The organism is Pseudoalteromonas sp. PSi26 (assembly GCF_054960575.1).
Map to the genome: position 1 here is coordinate 186256 of NZ_JBHNYT010000005.1, position 22338 is coordinate 208593.

The following is a 22338-nucleotide window of genomic DNA, read 5'->3' on the forward strand; positions in this document are numbered from 1 at the left end:
CTGCTTTATTTTTAGTAAATTTGCTTTTATAAAGTAAAAAATTGGAAGCGCTTCCATAATTAATTTGATTAATCGCTAGGTATAGTATTTAATAACTTTCAGGAAGCGCTTTCATATTTAGGTTAGTGGCTATTTTTAAACAGGTCAATAGTTATATTTAAATAAGCAAATTACATTATAAAAACACACCCAGACAACACAGGGCCATAACAATGAAAAAAAGCTTAAACACAAAAGCATTAAAAATACTTCCCCTTTTAGTGGGAGGAATATGCGTTTTAACAGCCTGTGATAAACAGCAAACGCAAGGTTTTAACAATCATATTAACGCCTCGCAGCATGAGCAGGGCGATATAACACTTTGGCCAAAACTTAAAAGCAAAGTACAAAAAAGCGCCGAGATTGAAAATACAATTGCCGATTATTTAGAGTCGATGACACTTGAACAAAAAGTAGCGCAAATGATCCAACCAGAAATTCGCGATATAACCGTCGAAGATATGCGTAGATATGGGTTTGGATCTTATTTAAATGGGGGAGGCTCGTTTCCTGATGCTAATAAGCATGCTACTCCTGCTGACTGGGTAGCGCTTGCAGAGAGTATGTATCAAGCATCGGTTGATGATGCGCTTGATGGTAGTAAAATCCCTACCATGTGGGGCACCGATGCCGTACATGGACATAATAACGTCATTGGTGCGACGTTATTTCCACATAATATTGGTTTGGGCGCTGCTAATAACCCTGCGCTTATAGAGCAAATTGCAGCGGCAACAGCGGTAGAAGTAATGGCTACAGGTATTGATTGGGTGTTTGCACCTACCGTAGCTGTAGTGCGCGATGACCGCTGGGGCAGAACTTACGAAGGCTATTCAGAGGACCCTGCAATTGTTCGCGAGTATTCAGCCGCTGTTGTAAATGGCTTACAAGGTAGAGCCGATGGCGACTTTTTAAGTGATAAACGCGTAATTAGCACTGTTAAGCACTTTTTAGGTGATGGCGGTACAGTGAATGGCGACGATCAAGGTAATAATATTGATACTGAAAAAGATTTGTACAACATACATGCGCAAGGTTATATAGGTGGCTTAACGGCAGGTAGCCAGTCTGTTATGGCGTCGTTTAATAGCTGGCATGGTAAAAAAAATCACGGCAATAAATACCTACTTACTGATGTACTCAAAACCAAAATGGGTTTTGATGGCTTTGTAGTGGGAGATTGGAACGGGCACGGGCAAGTTGCCGGATGTACTAACGAAAGCTGCCCACAAGCGGTCAATGCGGGGCTTGATATTTTTATGGTGCCTACAGGTGCTTGGAAAGAACTTTATAACAATACAATAGCGCAAGTAAAAGCGGGCACTATTCCTATGGCTAGAATAGATGATGCCGTCGCGCGTATCTTACGTGTTAAATTACGCGCAGGTTTATTTGAAAAACCTAGCCCCGCTAAGCGTAAATTTTCAGGTAAATTAGCACTAATTGGTGCGCCAGCACATCGTGATATTGCCCGCCAAGCGGTGCAAGAGTCTTTAGTACTGCTTAAAAACAATAACCACATATTACCGATTAACCCATCAAGCAATATACTTATAGCAGGCGATGCGGCCAATAATATTGGTAAACAATCGGGCGGTTGGAGTATTACGTGGCAGGGAACTAATAATCAAAACGCAGATTTCCCTGGGGCAACGTCTATTTATGCCGGATTAAAAGCGCAAATAGAATCTGCTGGCGGCAACGCTACTTTAAGTCCAAATGGTACGTTTGATACTAAACCCGATGTAGCCATTGTTGTATTTGGCGAAGAGCCATACGCAGAAGGGCATGGCGATAAAGATAACCTTGAATTTGAGCGAGGTAATAAACGCTCACTGAAAATATTAAAAGCAGTAAAACAGCAAAATATACCGGTTGTATCTGTGTTTATATCGGGCAGACCAATGTGGGTTAATAGCGAGCTAAATGCATCTGATGCGTTTGTAGCTGCATGGCTTCCTGGCACTGAAGGCCAAGGTATTGCTGATGTATTACTAAGCGATAAACAAGGGAAAGTACAACATGACTTTAAAGGTAAGTTATCGTTCTCTTGGCCTAAATCACCAGTACAAACGTCTGTAAATAAGGGCGATGAACATTATGCACCGCTACTACCTTATGGATTTGGGTTAAGCTATAAAGATAAAAGTACCCTTGCCAATAACCTAAATGAAGACTCAGGTGTTGATGTAAGCAACCTTGCGCCACTGTCTATATTTAATGGCAGCTTTAAAACGCCGTGGCGTTTGTTTTTAAACTCTAATAACCAGCAGCATCAAGTGGCCAGCAACAGTGTAAAGCTTGGCGGCATTACCTATCGTACTGAAGATAAAACCATTCAAGAAGATGCTATGGCGTTTAATTTTACAGGCTCTAGCACAAGCTATATCGAAATTAACAGTAACTTTACTGAAGACAAAGTAGCTTATATTGAGGCCAACTCAACGCTTAGTTTTAGCTATAAAATAAATACAATGCCAACAGAGCAAATACAACTAGGTATGAAATGCGAGCAAGGCTGTGGTGGCGAGCTTAATATTACCAATGAGCTTGAAAATTCAGCCTTAAATACATGGCAAACCATGAGTATAGATTTAACGTGTTTTGCTAAAAAGGGCGTTGATTTTGCCAGAGTAACCAGCCCTTTTATTATTAAAACGGCAGGAGAGCTTAGCGTTTCAGTTGCAGATATTGGCTTTGAACCACAAAACGCTAAAAGTGCCAAGATTAAGTGTGAATAATAAAGTGTAAAAATTGTTGTGTGTACCCAAAGCCCTTTTTTAAGGGCTTTTTTCATGCAGGGCAATAGTGCTTTAAAAACTCATGATGGGGTGGTAATTCGCTTACGCGCTGTTCTATTTGCTGTTTAATACCGTGTAAAAAACGGGTGAGTTCTTCGTCGCTCATCATGCTGGCTATTAAGTGGTGTTGTTCGGGCCCAACACCTTGTCCAAGCATAACTTGCACCCAGGAATCGACTCTAAAAATGTCGCCATCGTCTAAAAATACACGGCCTGTTTGCTTAAATAAATCAATTTTATGCTGAAGTGTTTTTGGCACTTCCATGGCGCTACAATGCTGCCAAAACTCACTGTCATCGCGATTAGTTACTTTGTAGTGCAGCACAATAAAGTCGCGAATATTTTCAATTTCGCTTTTAAGCTGTTTATTGTATTCGTCAATAGCGTGATTGGTTATGCCATTAAACGGAAATAAACGCATAAAGCGAATAATACCCGACATAATTAAGTGAATGCTGGTGGACTCAAGTGGCTCTACAAAACCGCTAGCAAGGCCAAGCGCTAGGCAGTTTTTGTTCCAGCCTTTTAAGCGCCGTCCAGTTTTAAATTTAATAACACGGGGTTCAGTAAGCGCTTCACCTTCAATGTTATTTAATAAGAGCGCTTTGGCTTGTGCATCATCCATATATTGGCTGCAATACACTAATCCGTTGCCTACACGGTTTTGCAGCGGTATACGCCATTGCCAACCGCTTTTATGGGCAATAGAGCGGGTAAGTGGCAATACGGTATCGCTTGTTGATTTTGTTTGTACTGCAATGGCGCTATTGCATGGTAATAAGTGCGACCAATCTTCGTAGCCTGTATGCAATGCTTGCTCTATCAATAAGCCTCTAAAGCCGGTGCAATCTATAAAAAAGTCGCCGTTTATTTGCTCGCCACTATTTAAAAGTAATGATTCTATGTGGCCTGTTTTAGCATTTTTTACTACTTTTTGTATTTTACCTTCAACACGCTTTACACCTAATGGCTCTGAAAATTCACGTAAAAACAGCGCATAGCGGGTAGCATCCATATGGTAGGCGTAGTTAATAGGATTTTGTTGGTTAAACGCAAATTTACCGGCTTTAGCCGCTTGCAGCTCGTAACAGTAATCGCCAAATGGGTTGTGTATTCCTAAAGTTTGGCCTTGTAGCCAAAAGTGATGAAACTCACCCGCCCAACATTCTTTGCCCGTTACGCCAAATGAGTGAATATAACGCGTGTTTTCATCGCCCCAGTTTTCAAAGCTAATACCTAATTTAAAGCTTGCTTGAGTGGCTTTCATAAAAGATTGCTCATTTATACCTAGCAATTTATGAAACGTACGAATAGGCGGAATTGTTGCCTCGCCAACGCCTACAGTGCCAATATCGTCAGATTCAACAAGGGTAACGTGTATATTTTTGCCAATTAATTTTGCAAGTGCAGCCGCAGCCATCCAGCCTGCAGTGCCGCCTCCCGCTATTACTACATTTTTAACAGCATTTGTTTTAGTCATTATGTGGCTGCCTATTATTTGATAAAAGATAATTTAAAAGCGCGCGATTACTTGGCAGTCCATTTAAGCACTGCGCTATTTTTTCACGGTTTTGCTGATAAAAATAATCGCCAGCTTGAGCGCTGGTAAACGCATTGTGTGTTTGAGGTGTTTGTGTATTAAAGCCCATGCCGTATAAAACATACTGGTAACTACTTGATGAAAATACTTCTTCGTTTTCAATAAAGTCAAAGCGGCTAGGGGGCTGAAATTGCCAAAGTTTAAGTAAGTTTTGTAGGCGCTCTGGTGCAGTTGTTAAATCGCGAATGTTTTGCCAGTAAGGGGTATCGTCGCGTTCGCTTAAAACATAATGGAGTTTTAAAAATTCGACAACACGTTGCCAGCGCGTGCTAAAACGACTGTTAAAGCGATTTGCAAGTTGGCTCATATGCGTGCGGTTTTGTGGTAGTTGCTCGCTCAGCATACTAATTGAAAGTTCAACCATGGCAAGTGCAGAGGCTTCAAGTGGTTCTAAAAATCCAGCCGACATACCCACGGCAACACAGTTTTTAATCCAAAAATTTTGCCTGTACCCAGGGCTGAATTTTAATACACGATAATTAAGCTGCTCAGCTTGCTGCTCGCTAGTACTTTTAGCTATGTAGCTTTTTAAAGTATCAGTTGCGCTTTCATCGCTTTGGTATTTACTACTAAATACATAACCTGTGCCACGGCGTGTTGGTAGGGCTATATCCCAAATCCAGCCGTTACTTTGCGCAGTAGAGAGCGTTGCAGAGGCAATTGGCTGATTGATGTGTGCATTAGGTACTTGCGCTGCAACAGCGCTGTTGTTAAATAAAATATGATCTTGCGCTATAAACTCACTATTAAAATGCTCACCAATTAAACGCGCACGAGAGCCTGAGCAATCTATAAATAAATCACCTGTTATATCGCCATTTTTATTTGTTTTTAATGAGGCAATATAGCCATGCTCGTCGTTAATAACGTGGGTTACATCGTCAGTAATATGTGTAACGTTTAGGCTTTTAACGCAGTGATTTTTTAAAAATTCAGCAAATTTACCTGCATCTAAATGATAGCCATAGTTGGTGACCGCTGCGTATTCGGGTGTTTGTAATTGTTTTGGTGCAAGTGCAGCTTGGCATACAAAACTTTGCATATTAACAACGTCAGCAAACTTTTGGTTAGGTGCAATACGTTGCCAACTTGCGTGTAAATTGGTTTGCTCGTAGCCTTGAGGGTCCATAAAAGGGTGGTAGTAGTTTTCTCCCTTACTTAGGTTGCGCCAATTTATAAATTTAGAACCTTGCTTAAAGGTGGCATCGCACTGGGTTATAAAATCAATTTCTTTAATGCCAATACGCTGTAACGTATTTCGCATTGAAGGCCACGTGCCTTCGCCTACACCTAGTATTGGTACATTTGCTGACTCAATTAGCGTGACACTCAAATGTGGATGCTCAGCAGCTAATAAACCCGCACTTAGCCAGCCGGCTGTACCACCACCTAAAATGACTATTTTTTTGACTGGTTTGGTCATGAGTTAAAACCCTAAACTTGATAACACGTAAACTATATCGTTTTAAATACAAAAAAGCCGCTAGTAAAAACTAACGGCTTTGCTTGGTATTACCTTTAGAAGTTGTAACGCATACCAATATTGTAGCGTGCGCCTAGTTGTTGTAAGTTCCATAATTGCACTGATGTACGGCCATGTTCGCGGCTGTTTTGCTCAGTAATATTTATACCTTCAACAAAAAACGAAAGCTGTTCGCTGTAGTTATACGCAACGTTAAAGTCGATTTGATAATACTCTTCAGTAAAACCAGGTTCGTTAACGTAACGCGCAGCGCTATTTAAAAACTTATCACGCCAGTTATAGGCAATGCGGGCTTGAAAGTCATCGTTTTCGTACATGGCAATAAAATTAGCTGTATCACTTAGCCCTACCAGTGCAAACTGGGTTGTAGAAGGGTTAGCATTTACATCAAAGTTTATATCGCCATTAACGGTAGTGTAGTTTGCTTGAACGCCAAAACCGCTTTCACCAAAAAAGTGTTGAAATGCAATTTCAAAACCATCTATGGTGGCGCTTTTATTATTGGTTGGTACTTGTGCAGTGAAATCGAGTAGTGGGTCATCGCTGTTAGCAATAACATCGTACGCCGCTTCAAATTCCTCGTAAGTCATAGAATCAAAATCTACCCCATTTTCGGTGGCCGCAACCATTTGAAATAAGTTTGAATCTGTAACTGCAAGCCCACGGGCTTCAAGCTCTGCAATGGCAGCTTGCGCGCGAGGGCCCGCTGTAGCATCGCGTAAACCATAGTAATTTTGTGTCATTGGTGTTAAACCAATAAAGTTTTCGATATCTTTTGTGTAGTAACCTACCGATACATAACTTGTTTCTGCAAAATACCATTCTGCCGATACATCAATGTTATCTGATTCAAGCGGCACTAAACCTGGGTTACCTGTTGACGCTGTTGCTGGTGACGAACCTGCCAAGATTGTTGGCGCTCCTGGTACGCCCACAGTAGCGGCAGAGCTTAAGTTATCATACGTTGGGCGGGCAATTGTTGTGCTGTAAGAAAAACGCGCTTTAACGTTTTCGATGACTTCTATGTCAAAGTCTAAGCTGGGTAAAAAGTGATCGTAACTAGATTTTAGAGTGAAATCTTGTTTATCTGAGCCAAAGCGAACGTTAAAGTCGTTGTTGCCTTCCCAAGCAATGGCATTTGGCAGGTCGATATTAGCCGTTGAAGTAATATCAGTTGACTCGTGACGTGCGCCAACAACGATGTTGTAAGGCATATCATTAAAATAACCTTTATAAGTGAACTGAACAAAGGCTGCGGTTATATCTTCTTCTATGGTGCGATTTGTTGCAAAAGCGCCATCTGCTGCAAAATTAAAGCCGTATTGCTCGCCTGCCCAATAACCTATTTGTGAAGCGCTACCTGTGTAGCCTTGATTAAATGACCCTGATGTATCGTAATCGTCAAACTCAGCTAAAAAGTTGGTAGGGTTTAAGTAACCATCCGGAAGCTCACCCGGGTTTTCAACTCCCCAGTTTCCCATCGTGTTACGAGTAAGCGACTGCAGTGAATGGCTTTCCATAGAGCGAGACTCTACGCCAAAGTCAATTACACCGTTTTCAAGCTCATATTTACCATGAAGCCTAAATTCGTTTACTTCAGATTCTTGGCTAGCAAAATTAGAATCTGATATCGAGGTACCTACATCTGCAGGGTCGAGCGTATTGTTACAGTTTAAGTTCGCGCGTCGACAATCGTTAAAATCAATAATCATAGAAGGAAGCTCGCGGCTAAAGTCTACTTCTTGTGCATTAATAACATTTGCACCAAGGCCTGTATTAACCCAGCTGCCGTAGGGGGCATCAGGTTTACTTGTGGCTTTTGAATTATGCGCATCAAACATAAAGCTCAGCTCAGAGTTAAAATAATACTCAAGGTTTAACCCTATTGAGTCATTTTTATTTACTTGATTTAACTCTTGCAATGCTAAGCCTAAATCACGCGTTTGTAGATCGCGGCGCTCTTCTCGATAATAAATAGGTGTTTTAACGGTGTTGTCATCAAAGGTTAACGCACTTTTGTAATTGTCCATCCATAGAGACTGTTCGGCACGCGCTTCAAATAAATCTTGCTTAGAGTAGGTGTAATCAAGTGTTGCAGTTAAATCATCAATAGGGCTGTATTGAAATGTTAATTGCGCATTTGTACGCGAACGTTCTCTGTCAGCAATAGTGTAACGTAAGTCTGATGGCATTGAATAAAGCTGGCCAATCTCTGGTGCGTTAGTAAGTACAATATCGTCAGCCGCTTGAGGAATAGTGCCGTCAAAAGCAGATGTATTCCACTGATTTACAAATGCACCTGTTGATGAGCTATCGCGCTGTTGCATGCTTGCAGTTAACGATGCGCCAAATTTAGCTTCGCTGTCGGTCCAGCTAATAATACCCGACAGCTCAGGTGTAATGTCATCGCCTACGCGATTAGTTGTATCGTGAAGTGCTTTAACGCCAATACTTGAAATAAATCCGGGGTTATCTAATGGGCGGGCAGTATTAATATTGATAGTTGCACCAATACCACCTGAGGCAATACTTGCTTTACCTGTTTTATATACTTCAACTGATTTAACGCTATCAGATGCCAAATTTGCAAAATCAAATGCACGAGAGTTGGGAGTGCCACCACCTGCAGGAAGTGATGCTGCAGGCATTGTGCGACCATTTAGGGTTACCATATTGTAATCGGGGCCAAAACCACGGACGGTCACTTTAGAACCTTCACCGTTTGAGCGATCAATCGATACACCCGTAATACGCTGCAGCGATTCGGCTAAGTTGGTATCAGGGAATTTACCTATATCTTCAGCAGAAATGGCGTCTACTACACCTGCTGCGTCGCGTTTTAATCGAGTGGATTCTTTGATACTGCTTTTAAAGCCTGTGACTTGAATTACTTCAACATCTTGGTTCGCTTCTTCTTGTGCAAGCAACGGTAAAGATACAGATGCGCTTAAAATCAGAGATAGGCTGGTCGCTATCTTTGTTTTTTTCACAATATGGTTAGCCATATGTTTTCCCTCGTACTTTTATCATTATTATTAACAGCTTGTGTACGGCTGTTATTGTGTAAATATTAACATTGTCAAATGTGTGGAAGCGCTTCCAGAAAAGGCAATTAAAAAACACCTACATGGAAGCGCTTCCAGAAATGCTAGTTTAATTTTCTTAATGGGTCAATATTTGTTTTAACAAAATGAGAACAAATTGTTTTATTTTTGTTTTTATACCCAAGAAAAAAGAGCGGTCACTTTAATTTATCTCCTAGTTCTTTGTATTTGATAACAAGGCGAAGGTAAAATTTGGGATATTTTAAAAGTAAGTTGAAGCCGATGGGCTGATAGAAGGGGTAATACCTAGTCACTGTAACCACAGCGAAACAACGTATATAAACGATAAAATACAAAAGACAGTACGAAACCCAAGTGAAAAAGTAACCTATACACCTACATAAACTCCAACTGTATTATCGGTATGTGTGGCTAATGATAACGCTGCAATTACCTATCGTTGTGGTACTTTGCTTAACATAGGTTTAGAATACACAGCTACTTAAGCACAACCGTTTGGTAGCAACTATCGACAAATAGGCAAAGTAGGTTAGAGCATTTTGTTTTTTTATAAAGATCATTACTACGTCATAATAAATTTTGATGGCATGGGTAAGGGGGTTACTGCAAATGTATATAAAAACAAATCACTTATTGCGGAGTTTTTTCGGATAATGAAGCTTACAACGACTTTGTAATAGCCAGTAATTTAGACCTGCCAAAAGCGTTAGCTGTTGAGCAACAAACTCATATAAGTACAATGTAATGAGCGGATTAACCAAAGCACAACTTAATGTAATTACTCAAGGCCACTGGTTTTGTGAGCGAGACGAATACTTAAAGCAGTTTTTATTAAGCAACGCAAAGTGCTTAACCCTGAGTGCGCATCAATCACTTTTTTTACGGGGCGATAAACACAACGGTATTTATGCTGTATTGAGCGGCGTTATGCGCATTAGCGGTGTAAGTAACAATGGTAAAGAAGCGGTTCTAAGTTTTATTGATGCCTCGCTTTGGTTTGGCGAAGTTACTTTGTTTGACCAAGGTGTTCGAACCCACGATGTTTATGCACAAACAGATGTTGCGCTATGTTTTATTTCGCAGCGCGCACTAGAGCAATTGTTAAATCAGCATCCGCATTACTGGCAAGATTTTGGCCAGTTGCTAGCCCAAAAACTGCGGGTTATGTTTACCACAATGGAAGATCACGCTCTATTAAGCGCGGATCAGCGTGTAGCAAAGCGACTTTTATTACTGTGTGCTCATTTAGCCAACGCTCATGGCCATATCCTTAACTTATCGCAACAGCAATTAGCTGATATGACCTACCTAACACGCCAAACCGCCAATCAAATACTTAAAAAACTAGCCTCTCAAGATCTAATTGAGCTTGGTTATAACAAAGTAACTATTTTAAATCCAAATGCGTTAGAACAACTTTGCAACTTGTAAATGTCGGCTACCCGACAGAGTAATATTTTAAAAGCCTGATATAGTGTAAAAAACACAATAAAAGGCACATACATGAAAACCCTACAACAACAACTGGGCACATACGGTTTGTACCACCGCTCTAAACGCAATGTTTTAACTCACTTTTTTGGTATTCCGCTTATTGTATTTGCGGTGCTGTGCTTATTAGCGCGTATTCAGTTACCCCTTGGCAGCTTACTTATTGATGGTGCACAGCTTTTTGTTTTTTCAAGCGTGGTGTATTACTTAATGTTAAGTGTGTCGCTTGGGTTAATAATGGGCGTTTTGTTTACTTTATTACTTTTAGCGGCGCAACCAATAGCGGCTATGGCTTTTTGGCCTTGGTTAAGTATTGGCGTGGGGGTATTTGTTTTTGGTTGGGTGCTGCAGTTTATTGGGCATTATTATGAAGGTAAAAAGCCTGCGTTTGTTGATGATTTAATAGGCTTAATTATTGGCCCATTGTACGTAACCGTTGAATTATTATTTTTAATGGGCTTTTACAAACAGCTCGAAATTGAAGTGAACAATATTGCAGGGCCAACAAAGGCGTAAATTCACTTACTCAAATCAACAGCTTCATTGAGCAAAGAGGTGCCTATGAATTTTAATAATAAAACAGTGTGGATCACCGGCGCATCGTCAGGTATTGGCAAAGAGCTTGCCGTTCAATTTGCAAAGCTAGGCGCATGCGTTATTTTATCTGCCCGCAATGTTGAAAAGCTCACTGAGGTAAAAGCAACGCTTGAAGGTGACGGACATTTAATTATACCGCTTGATTTAGCAAACCCAGAGCAAGTGCTTAGTTCAGTGAATTCACAAATTGATGACATACCCGCTATAGATATTTTAATAAATAATGGCGGGGTGTCGCAGCGCAGTTTATTTTTAGAAAACGACTTTAATGTATACCGCCAGCTTATGGAAGTTAATTATTTTGGTTTAATAGCACTGACAAAAGCAATATTACCCTCAATGGTTGCAAGAAAAAGCGGTTCAATTGTGGCTATTAGTAGTGTGGCAGGAAAAGTTGGCTCAAAGTTTAGAACGGGTTATTCAGGATCAAAATATGCGGTTGTAGGATTTATGGATTGCCTGCGAGCAGAAGTAGCAGAGCATAATATTCATTGTTTAACGATTTGCCCAGGTTCGATAAAAACAGCAATTGCGCATAACTCGTTAAACGAGCATGGCGTTGCACAAAATAAACCCGAAGAATCAATTGAAAACGGCATGGCTGTATCTGATGCTGCTGCAAAAATGATTAAAGCAATTGCCAACAAAAAAGATGAAGTTATTGTAGGGCAAGGGTTAAGTGGTTGGGCACCAACAATAAAACGGTTTTTCCCTACTTTATTTAATCGGTTAACGGCTAAAACTAACTATAGATAAGAGTACTGTTTACTATTAATTGAGCCAATAACAGGTGGTGGTTTTGTTAATATTGAAAAGGTAGACTGTATTAAAATTAAATAAATAAGGTAAGGATACTCGTGAAATTTGCATGGCTTAGCCTTTTTTTTGGTGTATTAATTTGGTCTGGCATTAACCCTAAAGATCAATTTACTTGGCTGCTTGAAGTTATCCCCGCAGTGATTGGATTAGCACTTATAGCAAGCACGTATAAACATTTTAAACTAACCACTTTGTTGTACTTTTTTATTTTAGTGCATTGTATTGTGCTGATGGTGGGGGGCCACTATACCTATGCGGAAGTGCCTTTATTTGATAATTTATTTGGCAGCGAACGCAATAACTATGACAAAGTAGGGCACTTTTTTCAGGGGTTTGTGCCTGCTTTGCTAGCACGCGAAATACTACTGCGAAAGCAGGTTGTGAATGGCCGAGGTTGGTTAACTTTATTTGTTATATCTGTCAGTTTGGCGTTTAGTGCGTTTTACGAATTAATAGAGTGGTGGGTGGCAGTACTGACCGGTGAAAACGCTGAGGCATTTTTAGGGACGCAAGGGTATGTGTGGGATACACAGTCTGATATGGCATTAGCGTTATTTGGTGCTATTTGTTCGTTACTGCTGCTTTCAAAACTACACGATACACAGTTAAAGTATGTAAAAAACTATTAAATACTTCACTGGATAGTTAAAAATGACTCAACAACCTTACAAGTACACAATTAGTTCAGACAAGTCTAAGCTTAACTTTAACGTTATTTATAACTTTATTGCTAATAGTTACTGGGCAAAAGGCATACCTAAAAGCGTTATGCAAAAAGCGATTGATAACTCAATGTGCTTTGGCGTTTACAGCGCTCATAACGAGCAAGTTGGTTTTGCGCGGGTAGTTACCGACAACGCTACTTTTGCCTATTTAGCAGACGTATTTATTACCCCTCACCTGCAAGGGTGTGGCCTGAGTAAATTACTTATTAAAACGATAGTAGAACACCCTGAGCTACAAGGGCTGAGGCGCTTTTTATTAGCCACATCGGATGCGCATGGCTTGTATGCACAATATGGGTTTAAACCAATTGAAAACCCCGCACAGCTAATGCAAATTAATCCTGTAAATGTGTATGATGAAAATAATAGTGAGGCCAATTAAGCGAGAGGAAGAGCAATGTTTTTTTAAACTCCTTACAGGCCCCAAACTCTTAAAGCTGCTGTATGAATTTCATTTAAAAGTAATAACCCTGCAATACTACCAAATAGCACCCACTTTTTAGATTTTTCAACTTCCTTGGAGCGTCTGTAAGTAACATAGCCAATAAAGGTTACTAGTACAATAACGGCTATGAATGATAATTGATTCTCTTGGTTAAACTTAAAATTCCCCTCACTTATGTGATGAGAGAAAAATGAAATAACCCAAAGCGTGAACAAAACAGTAAGACCAATTACATAATTAATAATCTTAAATGTATGAATTGAAGTACCACAAACAGGACAAACATAACTTCGTTGCCTAGCGTTGGGTGTTTTAATCCTTGCGGTAATTGTTGAATTACATTTTTTACAAATTAACAGAGACATAAACTCGATTCTATTTAGGGTTTATAATAAGACTGTAGAATAACTTCAACAGCCCAATTCAATTAAAAAAGGGTTCCTGTAATTAACTCTAAATGTTTTTAAAGCATTAGGTAATGCTATTTGGAACCCATAAAACAGGCTGTTTTTTTAAATGAGTAATTCTAGAGCTTCAACGCCTCATTATATGCCGTTTTTATTAGAGCAGTGTTTAATTATGCTATTTTTAAAAGCTTTCGCAAGAGCGTCAGTTTTACGATAAAACACAGCGATATCTTCATCTAAATGCTGGCCATCTATATCAATTTCAAAACTAGTTTTAATATCAGTTTGCTCATACATAGTTAAATTGACTTCATATTCATCGAGTTCAAAAGAAAAACTTGAGCCATTTGTAATTAAGTTTTGAGTATTTTGAGTATGTTCAAATGTAGACTTCATGTATTCTGAAGTTACAAGGAAATCCACTTTCATTCCTAAACCTATACGGTTGTCATTTTCAATTTCGCAACCAACAATAAACATTGGTAATAGTAAAACTAATAATCGATTCATAATCTTAGGCATATAACGCCGTATTAAGGCGAATTATAAGCGGAGCCGTTTTTGGCGTATAGTGTAGCGAAGCGAAACGCCAAAAACGAGCGGAGCTTATAATTTCGTATTGAATACTTTGTTATACGTTTACCTCTCATTGGAAGGTATACCTTTTATACCATTTGAAAACACTGAATGCTCATTTGTATTTACCGGTTTATAAACCACTTTATCGACCGGCGGATGATTAGCCAAACAATTGCCGCCCTTAAGATTAGATTTAGGGCGAATTGGACGCTTACAAAAACCGCCACCACAATTTGGACATACATTGAATAATACTGAATCCACACATGATCTACAGAATGTGCACTCATAACTACAAATCATCGCTTCAGTGCTGTTTGGCAATAATTCACAATTACAATTTTCACAAGATTTACGTAGCTCTAACATAGAATTTTCCGTAATTTTAGACTAAACGTATAACGCCCCGCTTAGGGGCAGATTGTTGCTGGCTATAATAACAAGCGAAGCGCAGGGAGCCAGCAAGAATATGTCCCGGCGAACGCAGTGAGCAAACTAAAGCGGCTTGTTATAAGCACTGTTGCACCTTAGCTTGAACATATTTGACGATAGACGGTACTGTATAGTTTTTTAAGTAATCAGTTCCACATTTATCAAGACATTGATAGGTAATTGATACCGCAGCATCGCCACCTGAATGCATAGTTTCGTGAAAACCAAGAATTACCATCTGCTCTTGTTTATTAGTTTTATCAAAATTCGTTCTCGTTATGAAAATTGGATTTTGATTAAAACTATATTCAACCATCGTTGATACTGGAACCCATTTTTGGTTTATCACTTTAGGGTAATTTAACCCAACGTATTCGTCACCTGGACGATCTAAAGTAAATCCTAAGCAAAATGCTTTTTCAGGAGTTAATTCGATATCAGTAGAGGTTACGCTAGCCAAACTAGAGAAACTTAAAAAAGACAACATAATTAGAGTATTACGCATGAGCTCCCCTGTGCTTATAACGCTTAACATATGGGGATTTTAGGAGCGCTTTACCAGCGAGTAAAATTCCCACCATAATGTTTTTGTTAGCTGTACTATGCACTGTAAAAGCCACTTATGACAACAGCAAGAAAGGTTAAAAATCCAAATAAGAGTTGTAACTGAAGTAATTTACGAGCATTTATTAAATCTAATTTTAGTGATTCATTAGATACGCTTTTAATAGCGCTACCTGACCATAATTTACTCATGAAATTAAAATCTTTGTGTATATCGGATGGACTCTCGTATGTAACGCCAAAAATATCTAGCTTATTTGAAATACAGAATGCTTGTGCTTTTGTAATTGTTTGGTTGTAACGAACTTTGAAATAAATAGATACTGCAATTAAGAGTATAAATACAATTACTATCACAAAACTTTCCTTGTACAGCTAACGCCCCAAGCAGGGGCAAGTACATGCAGGCTAAAATACGGAACGAAGTGACGGGAGCCTGCATGTAATTGTCCCGCTGACTTGGTTTGTTATACGCCCCTAACGGCTTGCAATAGCAACGAGTAGATTATTTCTACTATCTCCCAGCCAAAAGCTGGTGCCAGAATAAATTTTTACAGGGCCGTTAACTTTACTTGAAAAAGAGACTTCGAAGTTACCACTAAAAATAACGCCATTAACTTCTACTTGGCTCGCTTGCCCCTTAACATTGAGATCGGCAGTACATACTTTACAGGTGAGCACGGGGACATCTTTAATAATCCAGACCTCGTTGTTTGGCACGACATAGTTTTTCCCACCTACTAGTTCTACCTCCGAAGCGTTCAGAGAAAATGAAAAGGCAACCAACAATATTGATAAGAATTTCATGACTATCCTTGGCGTATAACGCCTGGTTAAGAGGCGAGTTTAGCTTGCTAAAATGTTTGCCGAAGGCTCGAGCAAGCTATTACGAGACCTTCTTGAACCACTTGTATGGATAATACACCCATCTTAATTACTATTTAAACCCCATTTCGGGTAATGTGAGACCCAGGCTTAAGCAGCAACTTAAGCTTCCCTTGTCGTAGTTCGATTGAGCAAAGGCTCCTCTGTTGAGAGACCGATAACAAGAACGAACGCGACAAAGGACTCCAAGCACCACACTCGAATAGTCTACTGGGTCTCGAACCCGCATTATGCAAGTAAGAGTTAGCTTATTATGAATACAAAAACAAAGCAAAACATAAACGTAGGTGTTGATACCGGAAAGTACCAACTCGATATTTATATCCGTCCATTGGACATTTACTTCACTGTTCCAAATGATGATAAAGGCATTAAAGAAGCCGTCAAAACGATTAAGAAATACAAGCCTGAGCGCATCGTAATTGAAGCCACTGGTAGGCTTGAAATGCCCTTTATTTTGGCTTGCGCTAATGCCAATTTACCTTTCACAATCGCTAACCCTATTCATGTTAAACGGTTTGCAGGAGCAATAGGCCAACGAGCCAAAACCGATAAGCTTGATGCGCAATTAATTGCCCATTATAGCGAAGCGATTAAACCTAAATTATCACAGCTTAAGCCAGATACCATGCAGGCAATGAGTGATTTAGTGACTCGACGTAACCAGTTACTTACGATGCAAACAATGGAGAAAAATCGCTTACAAATAATGCCCAAAGCACTGGCGATGACAATCAAAACAATACTAACTTTATTTAATAATCAGATAAAAAAGATTGAAGAAAAAATCGTTAAACTCATTGAAAGCTGCCCTGAATACCTGGCTAAAAATACGATATTACAGAGTATGACTGGTATTGGAAAAATAGCTGCTGCATCAATCATCAGTAACCTACCTGAACTGGGTTACATCAACAGCAAACAAGCAAGTAGCCTGATTGGTGTTGCCCCAATGAACCGAGAAAGTGGTCGATATAAAGGCCATCGAAAAATTCAGGGTGGTCGACCTCAAGTGAGAACGGTTTTATACATGGCGATGATGTCAGCGATGCAATCAAACCCAGTTTTCAAAGTAACATATCAACGTTTATTGGCAGCAGGGAAACCCAAAAAAGTAGCCATCATCGCCTGTATTAGAAAGATGATTGTGATATTAAATTCGATGCTAAGAGACGGTGTAATGTGGGAAGCGCCAAAAGTTAATAATTAGCTATTGACGCCATAGTCTCTTGTTATGTTTACTGTTTAACCCAAACCCGATTATTTATGTTAATGGACACCAGACTATATCTTTTATAGCCAGCTGGAAAATACACAACATCAGCTAAAGAGCCAATTTTTACATTGTTATTAAATTGCTCACAGTCCGATTCTTTTAGTTGAGCTTTAAACGAATACTCTCCAGACTTTAATTTGAAGCCAATATTTAACATATTATTTGTTCGCCAAACATCTTCGCAGCTGAATGACAAAACAGGCAAAACTTCGCTAATAAGAACTTGAGACTTTGTTGGTTCAGTCTTCTTTAAAAAGAAAACAACAAGGGCGAAGATAAATAACGAAACTATCCATTTCATGCTGAATCCTTTGTAAACATAACATGTTTATAGCGAGCGAATCGCGCGTTTTTCTACCACGGCGGAGCTCGTTTTCTTGTTTGTTTATTTTTAACAAACTTGCCAACTAATTGCCAGCGTTATTAAAATCCTTCAGTGCTCGCTTTTCTTCATAGTATAAAACGAGCAATGGGGCCGCTTTCTTGACTATGCGAGCGACCGTACTATGGCTGTATATATACAGCTAAAATTCATAGAATTGAAAATGAAAACTCGCTCTGCGTATATAAATTATATTGCTGGCTACATGCTTACCCCACAATATTTATAAGCACTATTTATACTCTCTTAGGCTGGATCGCAAGTTTCACCTACTTTGACAACAAACGTCACCTAAATTCAATGAAAACCCTATAACGATCTTTTTTGATCAAAATGCAGCGATTATCCGATTAAGTGCAATTTGTCATAAAACTGCAATCTAAGTAGGCGATAATTTAAACTCAAACTGTATTTTTTATAATCTAGAAGACGAAGTAAATGACCACACCTCTAGTGCAACTAACATTTGCACTGCAATCACTTGATGATCCGATGTCTGCGGCTATGAGCCACACCATGGAATACGAAAACCTTTCGGTACAAGCCAATGCGCTTCATGCAATTACATTGCAATGCGATTTGCCAGATGCTGTAAATGAAGGTGATGTTATTTCGCTGAGCGCAACACATCCAAGTGCCCGTGGCGCTCAGTATTTTACTGAGAGCGTTATTACGCAAGCCGATTTAGAGCGCGGTTACGTTAACCTTACTTTAAACAAAATTACCCATAGCCAATGTTTTGTAATGCAGCTGATGTTGCACGGTAAATACGCTACATTAAAAAATAGCCTTCAGTTTGATATGAATATTAACGCATTTGAGGGCGGCTATAACGCGCCACTCGTAAATATCGAGCAGTCAAAACCACACGGTTTTCGCCGATATTTTGCTGGGGTAGGCTCGACCTTTTTATCATTGTTTTAAAACGCTTATCAATATCGGTTAGTCGGGAAAACTTATTTTTCCCATAGTCACTCCCGCAATACCTTGCGCGGTATTATTAAGGTGTTGCTGCTCACCTGCTAGGCATTCGTTGGCTAAAATAGCAAATAACACGGCTTCTTTAGCATCGGGATCTATTCCTAGTACCTGTGTGTTTTTAAACGCTTTAACCTCTGGGCAAAGTGTTAAAAGCTGCTCCATTAGTAGTGGGTTATGTATTCCACCACCACTGGCATACACCACACAATTTGCCTCGTGTTTAGCACACTGTTTTATTGCATCGCTTATTACATTAGCACTAAATGCATTGAGTGTTGCCATTACATCGTGGTGAGTTAAGTCAAGCGTATTGGTGAGTGCTTGAGCCGCTTTTAAATACGCTAAATTAAACACTTCTGGCCCTGTTGTTTTGGGCATGCTTAAATTAAAAAAGTCATCTGCGCATAATGCATGTAGTAAAGGTGTATTTACTTTCCCTGCTTTTGCTATTTTTGCTCCGTCGTCAAAATGCATCCCCTCAAAATATTTTTGTACATAGGCATCCATTATTGTATTACCCGGGCCAATATCAGAGCTAAATACACTGTTTGCATCACCGCTTTTGGGTAAAAAAGTTAAGTTAGCTATGCCACCCATGTTGAGTAAAATACGGTTTTCAATAAGGCTTGAAAAAAACAAGTAATCGCCATATACCGCAAGTGGGGCACCTTCGCCTCCTGCGGCTATGTGCTTTTGCCTAAAATCGCCAATAGTTGTAATACCGGTAGTAACGGCTATTTGGTCGCTGTCGCCAATTTGTAACGTGCCATTAGTAAAGCTTTTATGATTATGTTGCGACTGTGGGCAGTGGTAAATTGTTTGCCCGTGACTGGCTATTACATCAATACTTGCTGGTTTTACCTGCCAAGTATGTAAGCACTGATTAACCATATCGCCATGGAGTTTACCTACCCACGGGTGTAATAAGGTTACTAGTTCTAAATCACACTCTCGTTTGGCAAATACCTGCTTTATTTTACTTTTATACTCGTTGTTATAGTCAACGGTGGTAAAGTTAAGCACTTCAATTTGCGTATTTATACCTGCGCCCGTTACCTTACACAGCGCTACATCGAGCCCATCTAACGAGGTACCACTCATTAAACCTATAATTAAACGGCTTGGTTTTTGGGCACTATTATAAAGGGCGGCTATGTGTGGGTGCATAAAAGGTATCTTAAACAGTATTATATTTTGCTTATATTAGAGTACTTTAAAACAAAGTTATAGGCGTAAGCGGTTAATCTTTGTGATTGTGCTATCTCTAATTGCTTGCTAAGTTAAACCGTACTCACCCTATACTTAATTTAAACAATGATTACCCTAAGAGACTTTAAACCACAAGACGCGCCACACATTATTAATACCTTAAATGATGAACAGGTTACGCGCTTTTTATCGTCTAAAATTCCATTTCCGTATACCCAAGCCGACGCCGATTGGTGGATAAACCAAGGCTCTAAAAATGGGATTATTAAAGCAATTATTGTAAATGAGCAATTTGCGGGGTGTATAGGCATAACGCCCGGAGAGTTCGAGTATAGCCGCAGTGGCGAAATAGGCTATTGGCTTAATAGTGACTTTTGGGGGCAAGGAATAATGACTCACGCGATTACAAAAATTTGCGATTACGCGTTTAAAACCTCAAACCTAAACCGTATTTTTGGCGCTGTATTTGCTGGTAATGTAGGCTCTATAAAGGCACTGACTAAATGTGGTTTTAAGGCCGAGGCCGTTCTCAACCAAGCCATTTATAAAAATGGCGCATTTTACAATAGCCATATTTTTAGCAAGCTCAAATAATCTGTTTAGAATAATTACTCCGCTTAAGGTTGAATTAACAGCCCCTCGCCCAAAACTCTTGTTATAAAGTACAAATTTGTACATATTTATACTACTTAGCGCGCATTATTGTTTATGACAATCGGGTTATTAAACGCATACACATTCGTTAAGTGGGTTCATATTCAAAAGGAGAATTTTATGTCTGCAACTAGTCGTCAACTTACTTTAGCATCACGCCCACACGGTGCTCCAACCGATAAAAACTTTGAGCTTAAAACAGTCGATTTACCAGCCCTTAAAGATGGCGAGGTACTGCTGCGCACTATTTACTTATCACTTGACCCATACATGCGTGGCCGCATGAGCGACGCAAAGTCGTACGCCGATCCAGTAAACGTGGGTGACGTAATGGTTGGCGCTACCGTGTGCCAAGTAGAAGAGTCTAAAAACGATAAATTTAGCGAAGGCGAGTGGGTACTTGCCTACACAGGTTGGCAAAGTTACGCCATTAGTAATGGCGAAGGCCTTATGCAATTAGGCAAAGAGCCTGCTAATCCTTCGTACGCGCTAGGCATTATGGGTATGCCGGGCTTTACGGCGTATATGGGCCTACTTGATATTGGCGCGCCTAAAGAAGGCGAAACGGTAGTCGTAGCCGCAGCAACGGGGCCAGTTGGTGCAACCGTTGGCCAAATAGCTAAAATTAAAGGCTGTAAAGTGGTAGGCGTTGCCGGTGGCAGCGAAAAATGTGCCCATGCCGTTGAAAAGCTTGGTTTTGATGCCTGTATTGATCACAAAGCCGATGACTTTGCAGAGCAGCTAGAAAAAGCATGTGATAACGGTATAGACGTTTATTACGAAAATGTGGGCGGTAAAGTGTTTGATGCCGTATTACCACTACTTAATACCGCAGCTCGTGTACCGCTGTGTGGTTTAGTATCACAGTATAACGCTACAAGCTTACCTGAAGGCCCTGATCGTATGGGTATGCTAATGGGGCAGTTGCTTACTAAACGTATTAAAATGCAAGGCTTTATAATTTTTGACGACTACGGTCACCGCTACGATGAATTTGCGCAAGACATGCAAAAGTGGCTGCAGGATGGCAAAGTACAATACCGCGAGCACATGGTAGAAGGTATTGAAAACACTGTAAGCGCATTTAACGATATGATCAGCGGTAAAAACTTTGGTAAAACCGTTGTTAAAATCAACGATGCACTTTAACTAAAATATATAAACACAGCGTTGCTGAAACCAGCAACGCCAACAAGGAATGACATGATAAAACTACACCATTTAAATAAATCGCGTTCTAAACGTATTATTTGGCTTTTAGAAGAACTAGAAGTTAATTACGAAATTGTTGCTTATCAACGTAACAAAGACACATTTTTAGCGCCTGATGAGCTAAAGCAAGTTCACCAACTCGGTAAGTCGCCGGTTATTGAAGACGATGGTTTAATTGTTACCGAATCTGGCGCTATTACTGATTACCTAATCACCAAATATGGTAACGGTAAATTTGCACCAAAGGCTGGCACCGCTGACTACGTTGATTACCAACAATGGCTGCACTTTGCTGAAAGCTCTGCAATTTTACCGCTACTACTTAAAATGTTTGTGCTTAAAGATGGCGCTAAAACACAATTTTTAGAAGGCTACGCCGACGCTGAAACCGCGAAAGTAATTAGCTACTTTAACGACCGTCTAGAAGGTAAACGTTATTTAGTTGGCGACACCCTAACCGGCGCCGATTTTATGATGTCGTTTATTGTTGAAATTGTTAAAAACTCAGGCCAGCTGGGTAACTTCAAAAACCTAGTAAAATACGACGAGCAATTACAAAACCACGAGAAGTTTCATACGGCTAATGAGCTAGAAGCTAAATACGACTAATTTTATACGCCTATGACTGTGGAAACACAGTCATAGCAAACATTTTTGCTGCTCTGTTTTATTTACACTAATTTGCTCAAGCG

At 39.8% G+C, this 22338-nt stretch carries 22 protein-coding genes; 11 read left to right on the forward strand and 11 right to left on the reverse strand.

Annotated features, from left to right (window positions below):
• The first annotated feature begins 212 nt into the window (after nt 1–212).
• Entirely contained in the window at nt 213–2780 is a 2568-nt protein-coding gene (locus tag ACFI34_RS07400; RefSeq protein ID WP_462672991.1) for a glycoside hydrolase family 3 protein, read from the forward strand.
• A gap of 52 nt (nt 2781–2832) precedes the next feature.
• Here ACFI34_RS07400 and ACFI34_RS07405 read toward each other — a convergent pair whose 3' ends face one another.
• The 3 genes from ACFI34_RS07405 to ACFI34_RS07415 all read right to left on the reverse strand — a co-directional run bounded on the left by ACFI34_RS07405 (nt 2833) and on the right by ACFI34_RS07415 (nt 8928).
• Nucleotides 2833–4320: a tryptophan halogenase family protein gene (locus tag ACFI34_RS07405; protein ID WP_462672992.1), complete on the reverse strand. Its 1488-nt coding sequence runs from the start codon at nt 4318–4320 to the stop codon at nt 2833–2835.
• Nucleotides 4313–5863: a tryptophan halogenase family protein gene (locus ACFI34_RS07410; protein ID WP_462672993.1), complete on the reverse strand. Its 1551-nt coding sequence runs from the start codon at nt 5861–5863 to the stop codon at nt 4313–4315. Before ACFI34_RS07410 ends, ACFI34_RS07405 begins: the two co-directional genes overlap by 8 nt.
• 95 nt (nt 5864–5958) lie before the next feature.
• The gene (locus ACFI34_RS07415; protein ID WP_462672994.1) at nt 5959–8928 is read right to left on the reverse strand and encodes a TonB-dependent receptor; all 2970 of its coding nucleotides are present in this window, start codon (nt 8926–8928) and stop codon (nt 5959–5961) included.
• A gap of 804 nt (nt 8929–9732) precedes the next feature.
• Between ACFI34_RS07415 and ACFI34_RS07420 the strand changes: the two genes are divergently transcribed.
• The 5 genes from ACFI34_RS07420 (at nt 9733) to ACFI34_RS07440 (ending at nt 13002) form a co-directional block, all read left to right on the forward strand.
• On the forward strand, nt 9733–10419 hold the full coding sequence (locus ACFI34_RS07420; RefSeq protein ID WP_462672995.1) for a Crp/Fnr family transcriptional regulator: 687 nt from the start codon (nt 9733–9735) through the stop codon (nt 10417–10419).
• A gap of 72 nt (nt 10420–10491) precedes the next feature.
• Nucleotides 10492–10995: an Mpo1 family 2-hydroxy fatty acid dioxygenase gene (locus tag ACFI34_RS07425; protein ID WP_462672996.1), complete on the forward strand. Its 504-nt coding sequence runs from the start codon at nt 10492–10494 to the stop codon at nt 10993–10995.
• Nucleotides 10996–11040: 45 nt separating this feature from the next.
• On the forward strand, nt 11041–11832 hold the full coding sequence (locus tag ACFI34_RS07430) for an SDR family oxidoreductase (protein ID WP_462672997.1): 792 nt from the start codon (nt 11041–11043) through the stop codon (nt 11830–11832).
• A 101-nt stretch (nt 11833–11933) separates the two neighbouring features.
• Nucleotides 11934–12524 carry a DUF2238 domain-containing protein gene (locus ACFI34_RS07435; protein WP_462672998.1) on the forward strand — a complete coding sequence of 197 codons (591 nt, stop codon included), beginning with the start codon at nt 11934–11936 and terminating at the stop codon, nt 12522–12524.
• Nucleotides 12525–12546: 22 nt separating this feature from the next.
• Nucleotides 12547–13002, forward strand: a complete 456-nt coding sequence (locus ACFI34_RS07440; protein ID WP_462672999.1) for a GNAT family N-acetyltransferase — start codon at nt 12547–12549, stop codon at nt 13000–13002.
• Nucleotides 13003–13034: 32 nt separating this feature from the next.
• Here the strand turns inward: ACFI34_RS07440 and ACFI34_RS07445 are convergent, their stop codons facing one another.
• The 6 genes from ACFI34_RS07445 to ACFI34_RS07470 all read right to left on the reverse strand — a co-directional run bounded on the left by ACFI34_RS07445 (nt 13035) and on the right by ACFI34_RS07470 (nt 15854).
• Nucleotides 13035–13430 (reverse strand): hypothetical protein, encoded by a 396-nt coding sequence (locus tag ACFI34_RS07445; protein ID WP_462673000.1) that lies wholly within the window; start codon nt 13428–13430, stop codon nt 13035–13037.
• 180 nt (nt 13431–13610) lie between these two features.
• Entirely contained in the window at nt 13611–13994 is a 384-nt protein-coding gene (locus ACFI34_RS07450) for a hypothetical protein (RefSeq protein ID WP_462673001.1), read from the reverse strand.
• A 117-nt stretch (nt 13995–14111) separates the two neighbouring features.
• Complete coding sequence (locus ACFI34_RS07455; protein ID WP_462673002.1) at nt 14112–14420, reverse strand: DUF1272 domain-containing protein; 309 nt, start codon at nt 14418–14420, stop codon at nt 14112–14114.
• A 139-nt stretch (nt 14421–14559) separates the two neighbouring features.
• Nucleotides 14560–14988 (reverse strand): hypothetical protein, encoded by a 429-nt coding sequence (locus ACFI34_RS07460; protein ID WP_462673003.1) that lies wholly within the window; start codon nt 14986–14988, stop codon nt 14560–14562.
• A gap of 95 nt (nt 14989–15083) precedes the next feature.
• Nucleotides 15084–15404 (reverse strand): hypothetical protein, encoded by a 321-nt coding sequence (locus ACFI34_RS07465; protein ID WP_462673004.1) that lies wholly within the window; start codon nt 15402–15404, stop codon nt 15084–15086.
• 120 nt (nt 15405–15524) lie between these two features.
• Nucleotides 15525–15854 carry a hypothetical protein gene (locus ACFI34_RS07470; protein ID WP_462673005.1) on the reverse strand — a complete coding sequence of 110 codons (330 nt, stop codon included), beginning with the start codon at nt 15852–15854 and terminating at the stop codon, nt 15525–15527.
• 331 nt (nt 15855–16185) lie between these two features.
• Between ACFI34_RS07470 and ACFI34_RS07475 the strand changes: the two genes are divergently transcribed.
• Nucleotides 16186–17142, forward strand: coding sequence for an IS110 family RNA-guided transposase (locus tag ACFI34_RS07475; protein WP_462673006.1), 957 nt, complete (start codon nt 16186–16188; stop codon nt 17140–17142).
• Nucleotides 17143–17170: 28 nt separating this feature from the next.
• Here the strand turns inward: ACFI34_RS07475 and ACFI34_RS07480 are convergent, their stop codons facing one another.
• Entirely contained in the window at nt 17171–17509 is a 339-nt protein-coding gene (locus tag ACFI34_RS07480; RefSeq protein ID WP_462673007.1) for a hypothetical protein, read from the reverse strand.
• 519 nt (nt 17510–18028) lie between these two features.
• Between ACFI34_RS07480 and ACFI34_RS07485 the strand changes: the two genes are divergently transcribed.
• A complete protein-coding gene (locus tag ACFI34_RS07485) occupies nt 18029–18514 on the forward strand; it encodes a hypothetical protein (protein ID WP_010556054.1) in 486 nt (161 codons plus the stop codon).
• An 18-nt stretch (nt 18515–18532) separates the two neighbouring features.
• Here ACFI34_RS07485 and ACFI34_RS07490 read toward each other — a convergent pair whose 3' ends face one another.
• Complete coding sequence (locus ACFI34_RS07490; protein ID WP_462673008.1) at nt 18533–19738, reverse strand: anhydro-N-acetylmuramic acid kinase; 1206 nt, start codon at nt 19736–19738, stop codon at nt 18533–18535.
• Between the two features lie 147 nt (nt 19739–19885).
• On the opposite strand from ACFI34_RS07490, the gene ACFI34_RS07495 reads away from it, so the two are divergent.
• The 3 genes from ACFI34_RS07495 (at nt 19886) to ACFI34_RS07505 (ending at nt 22255) form a co-directional block, all read left to right on the forward strand.
• Nucleotides 19886–20374: a GNAT family N-acetyltransferase gene (locus ACFI34_RS07495; RefSeq protein ID WP_462673009.1), complete on the forward strand. Its 489-nt coding sequence runs from the start codon at nt 19886–19888 to the stop codon at nt 20372–20374.
• Nucleotides 20375–20554: 180 nt separating this feature from the next.
• On the forward strand, nt 20555–21583 hold the full coding sequence (locus ACFI34_RS07500) for an NADP-dependent oxidoreductase (protein ID WP_276755431.1): 1029 nt from the start codon (nt 20555–20557) through the stop codon (nt 21581–21583).
• A 54-nt stretch (nt 21584–21637) separates the two neighbouring features.
• Nucleotides 21638–22255 carry a glutathione S-transferase family protein gene (locus ACFI34_RS07505; protein WP_462673010.1) on the forward strand — a complete coding sequence of 206 codons (618 nt, stop codon included), beginning with the start codon at nt 21638–21640 and terminating at the stop codon, nt 22253–22255.
• Nucleotides 22256–22338 lie beyond the last annotated feature (83 nt).

Coding starts and splice junctions, on each gene's coding strand:
- ACFI34_RS07400 (WP_462672991.1), top strand. CDS start 213: ATGAAAAAAAGCTTAAACACAAAAGCATTAAAAATACTTCCCCTTTTA.
- ACFI34_RS07405 (WP_462672992.1), bottom strand. CDS start 4,320: ATGACTAAAACAAATGCTGTTAAAAATGTAGTAATAGCGGGAGGCGGC.
- ACFI34_RS07410 (WP_462672993.1), bottom strand. CDS start 5,863: ATGACCAAACCAGTCAAAAAAATAGTCATTTTAGGTGGTGGTACAGCC.
- ACFI34_RS07415 (WP_462672994.1), bottom strand. CDS start 8,928: ATGGCTAACCATATTGTGAAAAAAACAAAGATAGCGACCAGCCTATCT.
- ACFI34_RS07420 (WP_462672995.1), top strand. CDS start 9,733: ATGAGCGGATTAACCAAAGCACAACTTAATGTAATTACTCAAGGCCAC.
- ACFI34_RS07425 (WP_462672996.1), top strand. CDS start 10,492: ATGAAAACCCTACAACAACAACTGGGCACATACGGTTTGTACCACCGC.
- ACFI34_RS07430 (WP_462672997.1), top strand. CDS start 11,041: ATGAATTTTAATAATAAAACAGTGTGGATCACCGGCGCATCGTCAGGT.
- ACFI34_RS07440 (WP_462672999.1), top strand. CDS start 12,547: ATGACTCAACAACCTTACAAGTACACAATTAGTTCAGACAAGTCTAAG.
- ACFI34_RS07445 (WP_462673000.1), bottom strand. CDS start 13,430: ATGTCTCTGTTAATTTGTAAAAAATGTAATTCAACAATTACCGCAAGG.
- ACFI34_RS07450 (WP_462673001.1), bottom strand. CDS start 13,994: ATGCCTAAGATTATGAATCGATTATTAGTTTTACTATTACCAATGTTT.
- ACFI34_RS07455 (WP_462673002.1), bottom strand. CDS start 14,420: ATGTTAGAGCTACGTAAATCTTGTGAAAATTGTAATTGTGAATTATTG.
- ACFI34_RS07460 (WP_462673003.1), bottom strand. CDS start 14,988: ATGCGTAATACTCTAATTATGTTGTCTTTTTTAAGTTTCTCTAGTTTG.
- ACFI34_RS07470 (WP_462673005.1), bottom strand. CDS start 15,854: ATGAAATTCTTATCAATATTGTTGGTTGCCTTTTCATTTTCTCTGAAC.
- ACFI34_RS07475 (WP_462673006.1), top strand. CDS start 16,186: ATGAATACAAAAACAAAGCAAAACATAAACGTAGGTGTTGATACCGGA.
- ACFI34_RS07480 (WP_462673007.1), bottom strand. CDS start 17,509: ATGAAATGGATAGTTTCGTTATTTATCTTCGCCCTTGTTGTTTTCTTT.
- ACFI34_RS07485 (WP_010556054.1), top strand. CDS start 18,029: ATGACCACACCTCTAGTGCAACTAACATTTGCACTGCAATCACTTGAT.
- ACFI34_RS07490 (WP_462673008.1), bottom strand. CDS start 19,738: ATGCACCCACACATAGCCGCCCTTTATAATAGTGCCCAAAAACCAAGC.
- ACFI34_RS07495 (WP_462673009.1), top strand. CDS start 19,886: ATGATTACCCTAAGAGACTTTAAACCACAAGACGCGCCACACATTATT.
- ACFI34_RS07500 (WP_276755431.1), top strand. CDS start 20,555: ATGTCTGCAACTAGTCGTCAACTTACTTTAGCATCACGCCCACACGGT.
- ACFI34_RS07505 (WP_462673010.1), top strand. CDS start 21,638: ATGATAAAACTACACCATTTAAATAAATCGCGTTCTAAACGTATTATT.